At 23.2% G+C, this 16,613-nt stretch carries 22 protein-coding genes and 1 riboswitch; of the genes, 9 read left to right on the top strand and 13 right to left on the bottom strand.

What is annotated here, in order from left to right; all coding sequences use genetic code 4:
- Positions 1 to 450 precede the first annotated feature (450 nt).
- From MSROBK_RS13220 to MSROBK_RS13205, 4 genes are all read left to right on the top strand, one after another.
- Positions 451 to 903, top strand: a complete 453-nt coding sequence (locus tag MSROBK_RS13220) for an IS5 family transposase (RefSeq protein ID WP_040093239.1) — start codon at positions 451 to 453, stop codon at positions 901 to 903.
- Entirely contained in the window at positions 888 to 1,286 is a 399-nt protein-coding gene (locus MSROBK_RS13215; protein WP_242441474.1) for a transposase family protein, read from the top strand. The genes MSROBK_RS13220 and MSROBK_RS13215 overlap by 16 nt, the downstream gene beginning before the upstream one ends.
- A 196-nt stretch (positions 1,287 to 1,482) precedes the next feature.
- Complete coding sequence (locus MSROBK_RS13210) at positions 1,483 to 1,896, top strand: transposase family protein (RefSeq protein ID WP_416375019.1); 414 nt, start codon at positions 1,483 to 1,485, stop codon at positions 1,894 to 1,896.
- A complete protein-coding gene (locus MSROBK_RS13205; protein WP_242441474.1) occupies positions 1,881 to 2,279 on the top strand; it encodes a transposase family protein in 399 nt (132 codons plus the stop codon). Before MSROBK_RS13210 ends, MSROBK_RS13205 begins: the two co-directional genes overlap by 16 nt.
- Positions 2,280 to 2,364: 85 nt before the next feature.
- On the opposite strand, the gene MSROBK_RS04040 is transcribed toward MSROBK_RS13205, so the two are convergent.
- Positions 2,365 to 3,102: a ParA family protein gene (locus MSROBK_RS04040; protein ID WP_040093237.1), complete on the bottom strand. Its 738-nt coding sequence runs from the start codon at positions 3,100 to 3,102 to the stop codon at positions 2,365 to 2,367.
- On the bottom strand, positions 3,089 to 3,349 hold the full coding sequence (locus tag MSROBK_RS04035) for a hypothetical protein (RefSeq protein WP_040093235.1): 261 nt from the start codon (positions 3,347 to 3,349) through the stop codon (positions 3,089 to 3,091). The genes MSROBK_RS04040 and MSROBK_RS04035 overlap by 14 nt, the downstream gene beginning before the upstream one ends.
- A 309-nt stretch (positions 3,350 to 3,658) precedes the next feature.
- Between MSROBK_RS04035 and MSROBK_RS04030 the strand changes: the two genes are divergently transcribed.
- Positions 3,659 to 4,519, top strand: a complete 861-nt coding sequence (locus tag MSROBK_RS04030; protein WP_040093234.1) for an AAA family ATPase — start codon at positions 3,659 to 3,661, stop codon at positions 4,517 to 4,519.
- Positions 4,520 to 4,680: 161 nt separating this feature from the next.
- Here the strand turns inward: MSROBK_RS04030 and MSROBK_RS13200 are convergent, their stop codons facing one another.
- The 3 genes from MSROBK_RS13200 to MSROBK_RS04020 all read right to left on the bottom strand — a co-directional run bounded on the left by MSROBK_RS13200 (position 4,681) and on the right by MSROBK_RS04020 (position 6,405).
- Positions 4,681 to 5,079 (bottom strand): transposase family protein, encoded by a 399-nt coding sequence (locus MSROBK_RS13200; protein WP_242441474.1) that lies wholly within the window; start codon positions 5,077 to 5,079, stop codon positions 4,681 to 4,683.
- Positions 5,064 to 5,516 (bottom strand): IS5 family transposase, encoded by a 453-nt coding sequence (locus tag MSROBK_RS13195; protein WP_040093233.1) that lies wholly within the window; start codon positions 5,514 to 5,516, stop codon positions 5,064 to 5,066. Before MSROBK_RS13195 ends, MSROBK_RS13200 begins: the two co-directional genes overlap by 16 nt.
- Before the next feature lie 343 nt (positions 5,517 to 5,859).
- Positions 5,860 to 6,405, bottom strand: a complete 546-nt coding sequence (locus tag MSROBK_RS04020) for a rolling circle replication-associated protein (protein ID WP_052443474.1) — start codon at positions 6,403 to 6,405, stop codon at positions 5,860 to 5,862.
- 300 nt (positions 6,406 to 6,705) lie between these two features.
- On the opposite strand from MSROBK_RS04020, the gene MSROBK_RS13190 reads away from it, so the two are divergent.
- Together MSROBK_RS13190 and MSROBK_RS13185 are read left to right on the top strand one after the other, a co-directional pair.
- Positions 6,706 to 7,158 carry an IS5 family transposase gene (locus MSROBK_RS13190; RefSeq protein ID WP_040093231.1) on the top strand — a complete coding sequence of 151 codons (453 nt, stop codon included), beginning with the start codon at positions 6,706 to 6,708 and terminating at the stop codon, positions 7,156 to 7,158.
- Positions 7,143 to 7,541 (top strand): transposase, encoded by a 399-nt coding sequence (locus MSROBK_RS13185; RefSeq protein WP_416375460.1) that lies wholly within the window; start codon positions 7,143 to 7,145, stop codon positions 7,539 to 7,541. Before MSROBK_RS13190 ends, MSROBK_RS13185 begins: the two co-directional genes overlap by 16 nt.
- Before the next feature lie 202 nt (positions 7,542 to 7,743).
- Here the strand turns inward: MSROBK_RS13185 and MSROBK_RS04010 are convergent, their stop codons facing one another.
- The 4 genes from MSROBK_RS04010 to MSROBK_RS03995 form a co-directional block, all read right to left on the bottom strand.
- Positions 7,744 to 8,016 (bottom strand): hypothetical protein, encoded by a 273-nt coding sequence (locus MSROBK_RS04010; protein WP_040093228.1) that lies wholly within the window; start codon positions 8,014 to 8,016, stop codon positions 7,744 to 7,746.
- 247 nt (positions 8,017 to 8,263) lie between these two features.
- On the bottom strand, positions 8,264 to 8,935 hold the full coding sequence (gene mtnN / locus MSROBK_RS04005) for a 5'-methylthioadenosine/S-adenosylhomocysteine nucleosidase (protein ID WP_040093227.1): 672 nt from the start codon (positions 8,933 to 8,935) through the stop codon (positions 8,264 to 8,266).
- A gap of 4 nt (positions 8,936 to 8,939) precedes the next feature.
- On the bottom strand, positions 8,940 to 10,037 hold the full coding sequence (locus MSROBK_RS04000; protein ID WP_040093225.1) for a nicotinate-nucleotide adenylyltransferase: 1,098 nt from the start codon (positions 10,035 to 10,037) through the stop codon (positions 8,940 to 8,942).
- 62 nt (positions 10,038 to 10,099) lie between these two features.
- The gene (locus tag MSROBK_RS03995; protein WP_040093224.1) at positions 10,100 to 10,798 is read right to left on the bottom strand and encodes a hypothetical protein; all 699 of its coding nucleotides are present in this window, start codon (positions 10,796 to 10,798) and stop codon (positions 10,100 to 10,102) included.
- 84 nt (positions 10,799 to 10,882) lie between these two features.
- A riboswitch (TPP riboswitch) is annotated at positions 10,883 to 10,983 on the top strand.
- A gap of 82 nt (positions 10,984 to 11,065) precedes the next feature.
- Between MSROBK_RS03995 and MSROBK_RS03990 the strand changes: the two genes are divergently transcribed.
- Positions 11,066 to 12,091: an energy-coupled thiamine transporter ThiT gene (locus tag MSROBK_RS03990; RefSeq protein WP_040093223.1), complete on the top strand. Its 1,026-nt coding sequence runs from the start codon at positions 11,066 to 11,068 to the stop codon at positions 12,089 to 12,091.
- A gap of 274 nt (positions 12,092 to 12,365) precedes the next feature.
- Here MSROBK_RS03990 and MSROBK_RS11490 read toward each other — a convergent pair whose 3' ends face one another.
- The 3 genes from MSROBK_RS11490 to MSROBK_RS13175 all read right to left on the bottom strand — a co-directional run bounded on the left by MSROBK_RS11490 (position 12,366) and on the right by MSROBK_RS13175 (position 13,440).
- A complete protein-coding gene (locus MSROBK_RS11490; protein WP_227991416.1) occupies positions 12,366 to 12,608 on the bottom strand; it encodes a TMEM164 family acyltransferase in 243 nt (80 codons plus the stop codon).
- Between the two features lie 164 nt (positions 12,609 to 12,772).
- Positions 12,773 to 13,171, bottom strand: coding sequence for a transposase family protein (locus MSROBK_RS13180; RefSeq protein WP_242441474.1), 399 nt, complete (start codon positions 13,169 to 13,171; stop codon positions 12,773 to 12,775).
- On the bottom strand, positions 13,156 to 13,440 hold the full coding sequence (locus MSROBK_RS13175) for a helix-turn-helix domain-containing protein (protein WP_040093221.1): 285 nt from the start codon (positions 13,438 to 13,440) through the stop codon (positions 13,156 to 13,158). Before MSROBK_RS13175 ends, MSROBK_RS13180 begins: the two co-directional genes overlap by 16 nt.
- A 237-nt stretch (positions 13,441 to 13,677) precedes the next feature.
- Here MSROBK_RS13175 and MSROBK_RS03975 point away from each other — a divergent pair, with 237 nt between their 5' ends.
- On the top strand, positions 13,678 to 14,136 hold the full coding sequence (locus MSROBK_RS03975) for a lipoprotein (protein ID WP_040093220.1): 459 nt from the start codon (positions 13,678 to 13,680) through the stop codon (positions 14,134 to 14,136).
- Between the two features lie 17 nt (positions 14,137 to 14,153).
- Here MSROBK_RS03975 and MSROBK_RS03970 read toward each other — a convergent pair whose 3' ends face one another.
- Positions 14,154 to 15,884, bottom strand: a complete 1,731-nt coding sequence (locus tag MSROBK_RS03970) for a hypothetical protein (protein WP_040093219.1) — start codon at positions 15,882 to 15,884, stop codon at positions 14,154 to 14,156.
- Positions 15,885 to 16,613: the final 729 nt, after the last annotated feature.

Below are 16,613 nucleotides of genomic sequence, written 5' to 3'. Positions count from 1 at the left end.
TTATTATAAAAATAATAATCCGGCTGGGATTAGCAGCTCTCCTTAGGTGAATTCCTAACCACCTAAGCAGTTATTTCCACCACCCATAACTTCTCTGTGCCTTAAGTTAGAAAGTACTACTCATAATTCAACGATTTAATCTGAAATTTTATAATTACATTATAACCTATTTTATTCTGTTAGTTCATTTAGTTTCCGTTTTTTTACCAAATACATTGATAATAGTCATAATAAAACTAAAATTACACTAATAATAACCCCAACTTAAACTGGTGTTTGTCAATTTAATGGTAAATTAATAACAAACTTAAACTGATGGAGAATAATATCAATTGCAAAGTACCACACTAGTAATGAAATAACATATGCTAATAAAAACATTAGACTTCTTGCGATACCCTTTTTTATTAAAATATTATTATAAAATATAATTTATGAGGACATAAAAATATGAACAATAATAAATTTAATACTCTTAATGATAGAGAATGGTTAAGATTAACATGAATAAAAAAATCCACTTTTAATAAAATGTTAGATATTTTAAAAGTTGCTGAAATAGAAAAATTTAAAAAAGGTGGTAAAACTAATAAATTATCATTAGAAAATAGATTATTGATGACTTTATTATATTGACGAGAATATCAGACTTATTTTCATCTTGGTAAAAGTTTTGATATTAGTGAGGCTAATTGTTATCGTAATATTAAGTGAATTGAAGATATTTTAATTAAAAACTCTGATTTTCAACAACTTGCTGGTAAAAAAGCACTAATAAATGATTATTTTAATGATAAAACTATTATTATTGATGCTACCGAAACTCCAATCCAACGCCCAAAAAAAGACAAAAACAATCTTATTCTGGTAAAAAGAAAAAACACACGATCAAAACACAAGTAATTATCGAACAAGAAACCAAAAAAATTATTGCAACAAGTTTTTCGCTCGGAAAAAAACATGATTATGCTTTATTTAAAGAATCAAAAATCCCAATTTTAAAAAATACCAAATTAATAGTTGATAGTGGTTATCAAGGAATACAAAAAAATCACAATAATGTTCTAATACCTACAAAGAAAACAAAGAAAAACCCTTTAAACAAAGAACAAAAGCAATATAATAGACTAGTTTCAAAAATGAGAATTATTATTGAAAATATTTTTGCTATTCTTAAAAAATTTAAAATTATTACAGAAAAATATCGTAATCGAAGAAAAAGATTTGGTTTAAGATTTAATTTAATTGCCTCAATTTATAATTTACAATTATTATATTTAACATAAAATATTTATTTAAAATTAAATAATTTAAATAATAAATTAATTTTTCGTTGTGGAAAAATATTAAATTTTTAAATAAAAAACATAATTAATTAAAATTATATTTTTCTATTAGTATCTTTTTTACAAATATTTGCAATTTTTTAACAAGTAAGTAATGCAAGAAGTCTAATAAATTTAATACTCTTAATGATAGAGAATGGTTAAGATTAACAGGAATAAAAAATCCACTTTTAATAAAATGTTAGATATTTTAAAAGTTGCTGAAATAGAAAAATTTAAAAAAGGTGGTAAAACTAATAAATTATCATTAGAAAATAGATTATTGATGACTTTATTATATTGACGAGAATATCAGACTTATTTTCATCTTGGTAAAAGTTTTGATATTAGTGAGGCTAATTGTTATCGTAATATTAAGTGAATTGAAGATATTTTAATTAAAAACTCTGATTTTCAACAACTTGCTGGTAAAAAAGCACTAATAAATGATTATTTTAATGATAAAACTATTATTATTGATGCTACCGAAACTCCAATCCAACGCCCAAAAAAAGACAAAAACAATCTTATTCTGGTAAAAAGAAAAAACACACGATCAAAACACAAGTAATTATCGAACAAGAAACCAAAAAAATTATTGCAACAAGTTTTTCGCTCGGAAAAAAACATGATTATGCTTTATTTAAAGAATCAAAAATCCCAATTTTAAAAAATACCAAATTAATAGTTGATAGTGGTTATCAAGGAATACAAAAAAATCACAATAATGTTCTAATACCTACAAAGAAAACAAAGAAAAACCCTTTAAACAAAGAACAAAAGCAATATAATAGACTAGTTTCAAAAATGAGAATTATTATTGAAAATATTTTTGCTATTCTTAAAAAATTTAAAATTATTACAGAAAAATATCGTAATCGAAGAAAAAGATTTGGTTTAAGATTTAATTTAATTGCCTCAATTTATAATTTACAATTATTATATTTAACATAAAATATTTATTTAAAATTAAATAATTTAAATAATAAATTAATTTTTCGTTGTGGAAAAATATTAAATTTTTAAATAAAAAACATAATTAATTAAAATTATATTTTTCTATTAGTATCTTTTTTACAAATATTTGCAATTTTTTAACAAGTAATGCAAGAAGTCTAATATTATTTTTTATTAAATAATTAGTATATTTTTTTTCTGCTAACCACTCTAATATATTAGATGTATTTTCATTTTCTTTTATATTATTGAAAACTAATTTAATAAATGGCATATCTCTTTTATCAATATTAGTAATATAATTTAAAGTATTTTTTAAATCAACAATACCTTTATAGCTACCTAAACCACTATTTATTGGAATTAAAACCAAATCACTAATTAATAAAAAATTTAAACTCAATTCATCAACAGTTGGTGGATAGTCAATCAACACATAATCATAATTGTCAAAAATTTCTTTATTAATTTTATAAATTAAATCACCAATTAAATATCTTTCTTTTTCTTCATATAAATCTTTTATTAAAAAGATTGATTTTCTAACTTTTTCACTAGAAGCAATAATATCTATATTTTTATACTTTGTTGACTGAATAATTTTATCAATACTTATATCTTCAACAGAAGCAATTATTTTTGCCATTGTTTTATTAATATCTGTATTATCTTGTTGCAATTCTAATGTTATGGTACCTTGACTATCTAAATCAATTACTAAAACTTTTTTGTTTTCCAAAGCAAATTTATAGGCGACATTTTTGCATAATGTCGTTTTCCCTACCCCACCTTTTTTGTTACAAAAACTAATCATCTTCATTGTTGTTGTTTTCCTTTCCATAACGTTCTTTAAGAATTTCATTCATTAAAGTTGTATATAATCATTTTTTACTTTCGGCTTCTTGTCTAAATGCTTCCACAAGTTTTTTATCACAATACATATTGGGTATCATATCTGTTGTTCTTCTTTTTTCTTTTCTTATTAAATTTTCTTTTGAATAAGCAGCAGTATTTTCTACTCGCTCTAATATTTTATTTTTTATACTATTTTTGCTTTCTATTGGCATTTTTTTATCACTCCTATATTTTTATTATATATTATTTTACATATTTTACAAGTAAAATAAATTTTACAAATACAAAAACATTGATAATTTATGCTTTTTTGAAATTATAAAATATGTAAAATATATTTTATAAAAAATAATAAATTTATTTATTATTTTTTATACTCTTTATTGCCATTTCCCCAGGAAAATAACACTCAATGCAGCACAGACAATAATTTAAAAATAAACAGTGAAAAACCCTTATAAAATAAGTGTTTTAAATAATGGTATAATATTTGCAAATAATAAATTTATAAGGAGAAAAAGATGAAAAAAGGAACTTTAAATATTTATGTTGGTCCTAATGGTTGTGGGAAAAGTTATTTATTAGAACAAGAAAAGAAAGAACAAGAAAATAGTATTTTAATTCCAACAGAAATCGTGTGAGAAAACGATTTTAAAGAATCAACCAAAAATAATACAACATCAATGGATATTATAATAAATGAGCTACTTTTACCATCTTTAACAGAAGAAATTAATACTTTTAATAATGTTGTTAATGCAAAAGCTAGTGAAATTAATAGTAAATTGAAGGATAAAAATATAATTTCTAATATTAAAAGATATATTCCCATTTTAAAAACTGATAATTTAATAAAAAATGATACAAATTATAAAATAACTTTATCAAAATTATTAAATTTAGATACTACTTTAATAAAAGAAATGAGTTCTGGTATGGGAACATATTTAATAATAAATTTATTAAAGTTATCTAATAAAACTGATATTTATATTGATGAACCCGAAAAGTTTTGTCATCCATCTTTAATAACTATTATTGCTAAAGAAATTAATAAATTAGTTGCTAATGGGAAAAATATTACTATTACAACCCATAGCCCAAAATTAATAAAAGAACTTAATTGAGATTTTGATAATTTGTTTATTATTAATACACACAATAAAGATTTAGAAAAACAAAAGATAAACCTTAACATTGAAAAAATAGTTAATAATTCTGAAATTAAAAATTTATCAAAATTATTAAAAGATAATGGTAGTCCTGACCAAGGATATAAAATTATTGGTGAATATTTAAGTTCTGAAGAAAAATTAAAAAAATATTTACAATTAAGAAGAAAAAATTTTATAGACATGTTTTTTGCAAAAAACATATATTAGACTTCTTGCATTACTTGTTAAAAAATTGCAAATATTTGTAAAAAAGATACTAATAGAAAAATATAATTTTAATTAATTATGTTTTTTATTTAAAAATTTAATATTTTTCCACAACGAAAAATTAATTTATTATTTAAATTATTTAATTTTAAATAAATATTTTATGTTAAATATAATAATTGTAAATTATAAATTGAGGCAATTAAATTAAATCTTAAACCAAATCTTTTTCTTCGATTACGATATTTTTCTGTAATAATTTTAAATTTTTTAAGAATAGCAAAAATATTTTCAATAATAATTCTCATTTTTGAAACTAGTCTATTATATTGCTTTTGTTCTTTGTTTAAAGGGTTTTTCTTTGTTTTCTTTGTAGGTATTAGAACATTATTGTGATTTTTTTGTATTCCTTGATAACCACTATCAACTATTAATTTGGTATTTTTTAAAATTGGGATTTTTGATTCTTTAAATAAAGCATAATCATGTTTTTTTCCGAGCGAAAAACTTGTTGCAATAATTTTTTTGGTTTCTTGTTCGATAATTACTTGTGTTTTGATCGTGTGTTTTTTCTTTTTACCAGAATAAGATTGTTTTTGTCTTTTTTTGGGCGTTGGATTGGAGTTTCGGTAGCATCAATAATAATAGTTTTATCATTAAAATAATCATTTATTAGTGCTTTTTTACCAGCAAGTTGTTGAAAATCAGAGTTTTTAATTAAAATATCTTCAATTCACTTAATATTACGATAACAATTAGCCTCACTAATATAAAAACTTTTACCAAGATGAAAATAAGTCTGATATTCTCGTCAATATAATAAAGTCATCAATAATCTATTTTCTAATGATAATTTATTAGTTTTACCACCTTTTTTAAATTTTTCTATTTCAGCAACTTTTAAAATATCTAACATTTTATTAAAAGTGGATTTTTTTATTCCTGTTAATCTTAACCATTCTCTATCATTAAGAGTATTAAATTTATTATTGTTCATATTTTTATGTCCTCATAAATTATATTTTATAATAATATTTTAATAAAAAGGGTATCGCAAGAAGTCTATTATGTCAATCACTATCAATGCTTACACCCATTAAATAACCATCTTTATTATTAAACATAAAATTATGCTTTGTACCTTTTAATGAAGCTATTAATTCCATTTCACACATTTCAATAACACCAACCTTAACAATTGGGTCAGTACAATTTGAACTAAAACGATATGCTTTGGTATTTAAGTCATAAATATTTTTTGATTTTTCTTGACTGTATGCTTTTACAACATATTTTGCAACATATTTACTAACAAACTCATTAGTACCATTTTTAACTGGTTAATTTTTATTATATCCATAAGGTCAATATTTTCTTATTATTTTATTAAGGATATACTCACTAAATATAATATGAAAATGAACTGCTCCCCGATATTGATATTCATAAGCAACTAAATATTTTAAGTTTTCATATTTATTCTTTTTGTATTTAGAAAAATGATATTTTATTTTTTTAATAAATAATTTAAAATGGTAATTTGCTTTTTTAATATCTTGCATATTTTCAGCATAGGTTAAAGTTGTAAAACCCATATTTTTACAACCACTAAAATTATGAATTGCTTTACGAATACAATTTGCTTGGGAACGAACACGACTATTTAATAGTTTAGTTTCATTTTCACCAGTATTTTTAATACCTGTGGGATTTCCTTTTCCAAATTTATTAATACATTCTAAGGGTAATACAATCGTTTTAATATAAGGTCCATAATATACTTTTTTAACATAATATTTTTGATTAACAAAATTACTATTATCTATATAAGGTCTATATAAATTTTCTCCTGTTAAACGATTATGTGCATTTACATTTACATTCATTTTTTATTTTCCTTTCTAAAACAAAAATAAAAAAGCATTTACCTATATTTAAAGTTTCTTGACGAGAAACCATTTATTTTGGTTTGAATACATCAAACATTTGAATAAATGTTTTTTTATTCTAATTTAGATTATATATATTAAAAATCATTTACAACGCTTAAATTGCTTATATATATTCCTTTTTTACTATTTTTTTTAAACTCTAAATCAATCTGTAATTTTTTATATTAGACTTCTTGCGATACCCTTTTTTATTAAAATATTATTATAAAATATAATTTATGAGGACATAAAAATATGAACAATAATAAATTTAATACTCTTAATGATAGAGAATGGTTAAGATTAACAGGAATAAAAAAATCCACTTTTAATAAAATGTTAGATATTTTAAAAGTTGCTGAAATAGAAAAATTTAAAAAAGGTGGTAAAACTAATAAATTATCATTAGAAAATAGATTATTGATGACTTTATTATATTGACGAGAATATCAGACTTATTTTCATCTTGGTAAAAGTTTTGATATTAGTGAGGCTAATTTTTATCGTAATATTAAGTGAATTGAAGATATTTTAATTAAAAACTCTGATTTTCAACAACTTGCTGGTAAAAAAGCACTAATAAATGATTATTTTAATGATAAAACTATTATTATTGATGCTACCGAAACTCCAATCCAACGCCCAAAAAAAGACAAAAACAATCTTATTCTGGTAAAAAGAAAAAACACACGATCAAAACACAAGTAATTATCGAACAAGAAACCAAAAAAATTATTGCAACAAGTTTTTCGCTCGGAAAAAAACATGATTATGCTTTATTTAAAGAATTAAAAATCCCAATTTTAAAAAATACCAAATTAATAGTTGATAGTGGTTATCAAGGAATACAAAAAAATCACAATAATGTTCTAATACCTACAAAGAAAACAAAGAAAAACCCTTTAAACAAAGAACAAAAGCAATATAATAGAATAGTTTCAAAAATGAGAATTATTATTGAAAATATTTTTGCTATTCTTAAAAAATTTAAAATTATTACAGAAAAATATCGTAATCGAAGAAAAAGATTTGGTTTAAGATTTAATTTAATTGCCTCAATTTATAATTTACAATTATTATATTTAACATAAAATATTTATTTAAAATTAAATAATTTAAATAATAAATTAATTTTTCGTTGTGGAAAAATATTAAATTTTTAAATAAAAAACATAATTAATTAAAATTATATTTTTCTATTAGTATCTTTTTTACAAATATTTGCAATTTTTTAACAAGTAATGCAAGAAGTCTATTGATTTCCAAAAGTTTCTCCACCATCACCATTAAACTTTATTTTAGTAGTAGACAAACCAATGTTATTACTTCATGCAATTCTACCATTTTTTGTTTTTCTTTTATAATTTCAATATTCATATTTGGATACTTATCTTTTATATTTTTATAAACATCCACATATTCATTACTTAGAATATCTTTTGTTCTAAAATCAAATAATTCTTTATCTGTAAATTCTAAATCTTTACTATCATTGAAAGCAATAATATTACTTGTTCCACTTATTGTTAAACTAAAAATACTTAAAAAAGATAATATTTTTTTCATTTATTATTTTTCCTTTCTTCTTTGATACATATTTATATTATATTTTTAATTTTAATATTGTCAATTTTTTCTTTTCTCCCGTTGTGTTAGTTAATAAAAAAATATAATTCAAATATTTTTCCATAAAAAATTAAAATTTTTTCCATTTATATGTTATTGTTAAGAATTATATATCTATGACATCTTTTCAGAAGGTCTTCTTTTGTTTGACATTTTTATCAAAAACAACTTTTTTTCTTACTATTGTTTAATCTTTTAAAAATTTCATAATTACATCACGAATTAACAGACTAGCATAGGGTAAATTTTTTTCAAATTGGCTATTTGCACTATCGCCATTTAATTCCAAATAATCACTAACAATTTTAATGCTAATCATTGGTAAATGATGCTTTGCTGCAACTTGAAAAAAAGCAACCCCTTCCATATCAACAACATCAATTTTGTCTTTAAATTTTGTTTTAATATGGTTAAAATATTCTGCTTTATCGATAAAAATATCACTGCTTCCCAAAACAGCTTGCTGAGGATCTAATATTTTTGTTTTAGCTAACGTTAATAACGTTTGATCACTTTGATAACTACTTACTTCACCAGGAATTTGACCAATTGCATATCCAAATGCTTGTGTATCAGCAAAAGTATAATATGCTTCGGAAATCAACAAAATCGTTAACAGTGGCATTGTTTTTTTTAAGCTCCCCACCGTACCAACATTATAAATTGTTTTAATAGCATAATCATTAATTAAGGCTGTTAAACTCATCGCCGCATTCACTAAGCCAATTTTACTAATTGCAAATAATCATGTTCCTTTTTGATACAATTTAATATTATCATATTTAATAATTTCAGTTGGCTGTAAGGCTGTTATTGTTGAAGCTAATTCAGCTTCCATCGCACTAATAACTAAATTCATTAGATTATTTTCCTCGCTTTCATTCTTGATAAGTTAATTTAAGTTTTCTTCCTAAATGAGCAAGACCAGTTTGCATTACGGCACGGTCAAATTGCATTGTTAATAATGCTTGAAATGCTTTTGTTAAGTCTTGTTGTGCTAAAGCGCGATAACTTTCAACACCAGGATAATTTCGTTCCGCACTAATTTTATCCGCAATAAAAATTATCATTTCAAATAAAGTCATTTGAGGATGACCAACGTTATGTCATTTTATTGCGGACAAAATTTCTTTATCGGTAAAAAGAAGATCATATTTTAAATAACAATATCCTGTATACGAATGTCAAGTTGGAACTGGTTCTGTTAAAAAACTTGGTAAATATTTTTCTAAATAAGCTTCTTGTTTCTCTTTTGGTCACTGTTTTGTAATGTCATGATAAGTTCCGGCAATTAACGCTTTGTGAGGATCTAACCCATATCGTAATGCTAATTCTTGTGCTTTTTTACCAACATTTAAACAATGTTGATAACGTTCAGGATCCATCTTTTGTCCTAATCGTTCTGGCAAATATAATAAATTATTATTAACATAATTTGTAATTGCTGGTAACTGTAAAGCAACCTTTTCTCCTCCCCGTAACATTGTTGAAGATAAATGCAAATTATTAGTAAAAGGAATCAAAAGTGCTTGATATTGTTGTAAAATAGTTTGTTTAATTTGCTCATTTCGTTGAAAAATGATAAATGTTTGCATTTTTATTAATTCAGCAATATTATTCCATTTTCCTAACGTTTGTAATTGATCTGAACCAATCATAAAATAAAACTGATACGTTGGAAATTGCTGGTGTAACTTTAAAACAGTATTATAAGTTGTACTAGGTTTTGTATTTTCTAATTCAATTAAATTAATTTTAACATATGATAGTTTGCTAACTACTAATTTAATCATTGCTAATCGGTCTCTAACAGGAGATAATTTTCGTGTTTTAAAAGGATTTTGATTTGTTGGAATAATTCACACTTGATCAATGTCTGTTTTAGCTTTAACTAATTTAATTATGGCCAAATGATCGGTATGAAATGGATCAAAACTACCCCCAAATAACGCTATTTTCATTATCGTTGCCCCCATCACTTATTTTTTTGTTAACTTTACCCAAAATGAAAAAGAAAGAATAATTATTCATCTTTATTTTTAATTCCTAAATCAACCAAAACATCTTCAACAGTATCACGAACAATATGTTGAAATTGTTCAACAGATAATGTAATCGTAAAATCATTATTTTGCTTTACAACAGCATAATCTTCTTGGGCTAATTTTTGTTTAATTTTAGTAATTTCTTTTTTATTACCAGTAATTGCAATATTATCTTTTTTTGCTTGCTTTGATCTTGTTTTTTCTTTTGGTTCACCATTCTGATTTAATTCCAATTTATTATCATCTCGATGTGAAACTTTAATTCGATCCATAATATAAGCCATCCGGTCATTAAAATTACGTTCTTTAATTTGATTTAACATTTGTTGAAATTCACTTGGTTTTGATTGTGAACTATCACGAAGGTTTTTTAAACGTTCTAATCGTTCTAATAAGTTTTCATGTTCATTAACATTGTTTTCTTCTTTATATTTATTTATTTGACTACGTGCATTTTGAACAAGATTATGAATATTTTTAACATTTTTTTGATCAACATTTGGTTTGATGCTAGGTTCTAAATTATCTTCCATCACTACCACGGTTGGTGTTGATGCAACAAAGCTTTCTCTAAAATCAATGCCGCTTGCTGCTTCAATGTCATCATCAAAACTACTAGCTGCAGCTAAATTAACGATTATATCCTGTTTTTTCTTTCTTTTAAATCACTTAAACATATCTCTTCCTCTAACTTCTACTATATATTATATAATAAATTCCAAAATTTCTTGCAGTTTTTTCTTACAATGTTATGATAATAATATAATTGACAGAGGTAGCTTATTATTTCTAATAAGTTTGAGAAATACTCTTAGAACCTGATCTAGTTAAAACTAGCGGAGGGAGTTCAAATTCATTATTTATTAATTTAATAAATTTAGTTTGATCCTCATTTTCACAGATGTTAATTATAAAGTTATTTGTGTAAGGAGATTTTTTTATATATGGAGCAAAAACCAATTTTTAAATGTACTGTAAAACAACAACGAATTGTTTTATGATACAATAAGTTAACAATTTTTATTCCAATTGGTTTATATTTAGGTTTTTTAATCACGCTTAGTGTTTTACCACTAACAACATTAAGCACAATTTTGCATTTAGAACATGATCAAAACTTTAAAAGTCTATGAGTTTTTTTTATTGCAATTTGTGTCTTTGGTTTAATGTTTAGTATTATATATACGATTAGTACTTGATTAACAACCTATGAAGAATATATTAATTATAAAATGCAATTTATTATTTTAAATTTTATTAGTCTTAATATTATTAATTTAATTAGTAATATTATTATTTATAGTTATGAAGTTAAGATTAGTGATGTTCTTTTTGCAAAAGCAAGCAAGAAAAAACGATTTTTAATTAATTTAGGAATTTGAAAATGAAAAACATTTGATTTTGTGATTATTGCAATGTTTGCTGCTGTAACCCTTGTCTTAGCGTTTTTAGAAACTATGCTTCCAAATTTACCACATGGTGGCAGTATTGCATTAAAATATATTCCCCTAACAATCATTGCTTTTATTCATTCAGCTTTAGCTGGATTTATTACGGGAGCAATTAGCGCATTAATGTCCTTGTTATTTATTCCATCAGGATTTATTGTTTCACCCTGATCATATTTACTAGATTATTTCATTCCAATGATTGTGCCAATGATTGCTGGATTTATGCGTTTTAAAGTTAATAATGATAAAAAATATATTACATATATCAATTATATTATTATTTGTTTTAGCATTATTAGTTTGATTTATGTCTCACAAGTTTTAGTGGGAGCTTTAATTTGAACAACGTTATTCCCTGATTCGGTTTGACCTGATTATACAAATTGATTATATTCAATTGTTTATAACTTTATTCATAGTTTTATTTTTACTTATCCAATTATGCAAATTGTCATTCCACTTTCATTACGGAGCTTAGCTCCCGTCTTTTGACAACGTTATTTAAAATATGAAGGTTAAAACCTTTAATAAAAACTAGGTGTTTTCTTCCCTAGTTTTTTTGTTATGATGCAGTTTTATTTTTTTTAATAATAATTCTCATCATGTATCATGTACCCTAATTTTTGTTTGGTGGTGATAAATTGGTTTAAATAAATAAATTAGTAATAGTCCTAATCCAATGATTGGGATTCCTAAAATAAAACTAATTAAGAACTGTCATGGTCGTGCTAAATCTTTTAATCCTAATGCTCATGCAATATCACCAACAATATAATTTTCACCAAAATATTGGTTAAATAATTCCGGTGATAAAACTAGTTTGAATTGCTTTTCGTGAAAACTGATAATTTGTTAATCCATATAAATAAACATACATAAAACCAAATAAAGTAAAAGTATGACCAAAATAAAAAACATAATAACTTCATTCTAACAATGTTGGTTGTTTACTTGGAAAAATTAATGTTAAAATTGGTCCCATAATTCCTAATGGAAAAAAACAATCTAAAAAGATTTTATTTGGATAAAATAACATTAGACTTCTTTCATTACTTGTTAAAAAATTGCAAATATTTGTAAAAAAGATACTAATAGAAAAATATAATTTTAATTAATTATGTTTTTTATTTAAAAATTTAATATTTTTCCACAACGAAAAATTAATTTATTATTTAAATTATTTAATTTTAAATAAATATTTTATGTTAAATATAATAATTGTAAATTATAAATTGAGGCAATTAAATTAAATCTTAAACCAAATCTTTTTCTTCGATTACGATATTTTTCTGTAATAATTTTAAATTTTTTAAGAATAGCAAAAATATTTTCAATAATAATTCTCATTTTTGAAACTAGTCTATTATATTGCTTTTGTTCTTTGTTTAAAGGGTTTTTCTTTGTTTTCTTTGTAGGTATTAGAACATTATTGTGATTTTTTTGTATTCCTTGATAACCACTATCAACTATTAATTTGGTATTTTTTAAAATTGGGATTTTTGATTCTTTAAATAAAGCATAATCATGTTTTTTTCCGAGCGAAAAACTTGTTGCAATAATTTTTTTGGTTTCTTGTTCGATAATTACTTGTGTTTTGATCGTGTGTTTTTTCTTTTTACCAGAATAAGATTGTTTTTGTCTTTTTTTGGGCGTTGGATTGGAGTTTCGGTAGCATCAATAATAATAGTTTTATCATTAAAATAATCATTTATTAGTGCTTTTTTACCAGCAAGTTGTTGAAAATCAGAGTTTTTAATTAAAATATCTTCAATTCACTTAATATTACGATAACAATTAGCCTCACTAATATCAAAACTTTTACCAAGATGAAAATAAGTCTGATATTCTCGTCAATATAATAAAGTCATCAATAATCTATTTTCTAATGATAATTTATTAGTTTTACCACCTTTTTTAAATTTTTCTATTTAAGCAACTTTTAAAATATCTAACATTTTATTAAAAGTGGATTTTTTTATTCCTGTTAATCTTAATCATTTTCTATCATTAAGAGTATTAAATTTATTATTGTTCATATTTTTATGTCCTCATAAATTATATTTTATAATAATATTTTAATAAAAAAGGGTATCGCAAGAAGTCTAATGAAAAGATTATTAAGTATATTAGGTGCAATCAGTTTAATAGGAACAAGCACACTAGGAGTAGTAAGTTGCGGTAAAGAACCAAAATGTGAAAATAAAATTATTGGTAATTTAAAAGAAATGTGTTCTTCAAATAATGCATTTCATACTGAAGATAATAAATGATATTTTGTTATTGCAAGAGGAGATAATACTAAATGAAATGTTGTTAAATTTCAAAATAGAAAAAAACCAAACACAATTTATAATTCTAATGAATATGATATCATTTTAAATGAAGGAAAAAGGTTTAATACTGGTTTAGTTTTATGAGTTAAAAAAGAGGATAAAAAATTTCCTTATACATGGGGGCAAGAAAAGAAAAAATATTTTAAAAATGTTTATCAATGACTAAGTAATAACGAGCCAACCAATAATGATATACCTAAAATTGATAATGATGGAAATATTATTATTTAAAAAATAGGGATAAAACCCTATTTTTGTTTTAAATTAATAAATCCTAGACTATCTGTATAGGCATTAAAATGTCCTTTTACTATTCTTGTATTATTAATTGATTGTTTACCTTTGATACTTAATTCATATAAAATTTTCATTTTTAATTTAACACCCTCATTGTAAAATATAATTTGTGTTTTAAAATGATAACCATCTTTATATTTTTCAAAAGGATATTGATAATCTTTTAAATAATTAAAAACAGTAAATCCACTTTGATTTATTTCCTCAATTTTTATCTGTCTTTCAGTTGCTAATGGTTCTTGTCAATTAAAAGAGGGATCAACACTATTAGAACTTATTTTTATTATTCCAGTATTTAAAAATTTAAAATTATCATAATTATCTTGCACTTGTTTTCGTTCTGTCGCTCCAAATATTCCAAAATCAAATAATAAAATATCTTGTGAATATGGTTTTTCATCTTTTGTACCACCTTGTAAATTATCTTCTGCTGAAACATCAATGGTAGTATTAGATTTTTTAAAATCAACAGTTACTGGATAGAAATTAATACTTGGTGGTGGGTCAGGTAATTTAACAGGTCATTCGTGTATGATATCATCATCTATAAACTGGTCTAAATAACTAAGTGAATAAAGAGTTAATCAATCTCTTACTGAATTATTATATAAACTTGTTGTTTGTAAACTAACAAAATAACTCATAATTGAATACGGATCAAAATTATCAATATCATCTGAAAACATATATATTCTTACAGCGGTTTTACCTAAATTATAAAAACCAACTGCATCAATAATATATCGCCCACTACCAATAATATCAGTTTTTACTTCATCTTCTTTTAAAATGGTTGGTAATGATATACTTTCTTCATTCATTAAAAATAAATAATCTTTATCATCATCTTTATAACTTTCAGGAATAAAAACACTACTAATTCAATTTTGTTTACTTATTTCTTGTTTTGTTTTTTTATCTCATCTTGATGCTGTTATTTTATCTGTTAAAGTAAATGCTCAACTTGTATTACTTGCACTAGCCCCAATAATGTCATTTACCTCATCTTGTGTATTATATCTAAAAACATCTAGGGGGATATTACCTTGATTTTTTGCTTTTGCTTCACTATCAACAATAGGTCAATAACTTTCATCATAAAATGTATAATTTGCTTTACCAATAAATAAAGGTATTCCATTATTAATATTTGGATATAAATTATTAGTATTATTATCTATTGTTTTTCAATAAATCTGAATTCCTAAACTTATTGCATTCAAAAATTTACCAACAATCGGTATATCTCTTTGTGTTCATGCAATACTTTCTGTAATATCTATTGGTAAACTAATAATATGATTAACCATAATACTAAATAAATTTAACATATCTTTTAATTGCCCACGGTTTTTACTTGGATTAATAGTATTATGTCCTATTGCTTCATTATATTTAAAATAACCATTTGCTCTAACATCATAATCTTTATTAATTACAGCATTACTTTTATAATTTAAAGCAACATCTTTAACAGTTAAATTATTTGGATTAGTTGCTTGGGTTAATTTTCTATCAGTATTTAAGTATCCCTCATAATTCTTTTTAACCTCTTGGTTAGATTGACCTTGTTTTCTTTTTAATCAATTATCATACTGTCCATTTACAGCAGGTATTCCATTAGTTAATAAATAAGTTGTTAATGGTTTAGATGATTTAGTTAAACTATCTGCTACTGGCATTTTTAAATCATCAATAAATAATCTTCGTTGTGGATATACTTTTTCATTTCATTTACCTAAATTTTCAATAGGGCGACCAAAAATAACTGGGGCAGTAAATCCATTATTACCTAATAATGTTAATTGAATACTTTTAATGCCATTATCCCCAATAAATTTTTCATTAATTTCATAATCTTTTGGAATTCCTAAATCATCTCATATTATTTTAGGAATAACATAACCTTCACCTGGTGCTGAAAATTGTACGAATTGTTGAATGGTTTGTCCAGTAGTATTAATATAATCTTTAACATAACTAAAAGTAATATTTCAATATACTAATTCATTTAAGTCATTATATTTTGGTTGAGCATTTGAGGTAGTAAGAAAAAAGTTGAGGTTTTATAAAAAATATAAATAAAGTAATTAAATACAAATTAAATTAATCGCTTATTAGAGCGATTTTTTTATTTGCATTATTCATCAGATAGTATCTTTAAAATTAAAAATTAACCTATTTTGCCCTACAAACTAGTTAATTTTTATAATTTCCTTTCTGTGATTTATTATATTTTTTCGGTTTAACAACTAATAATATCATTTTTAATAAAGGTACTATCTGATGAATAATGCAAATAAAAAACCCTTTAAAATTAGTAATAACTTTAAAAAGTATTTTTTAGTGTATCAAAATTCATAAATTTATAAATTATTTATTCAAATAAAAATTATGTTTTTAAAAAAGTT

The organism is Spiroplasma poulsonii (genome assembly GCF_009866525.1).
Taxonomy (GTDB): domain Bacteria; phylum Bacillota_I; class Bacilli_A; order Mycoplasmatales; family Mycoplasmataceae; genus Spiroplasma; species Spiroplasma poulsonii.
The sequence above is the reverse complement of the archived record's forward strand: the minus strand, read 5'-3'. Positions and strand labels throughout refer to the sequence as shown.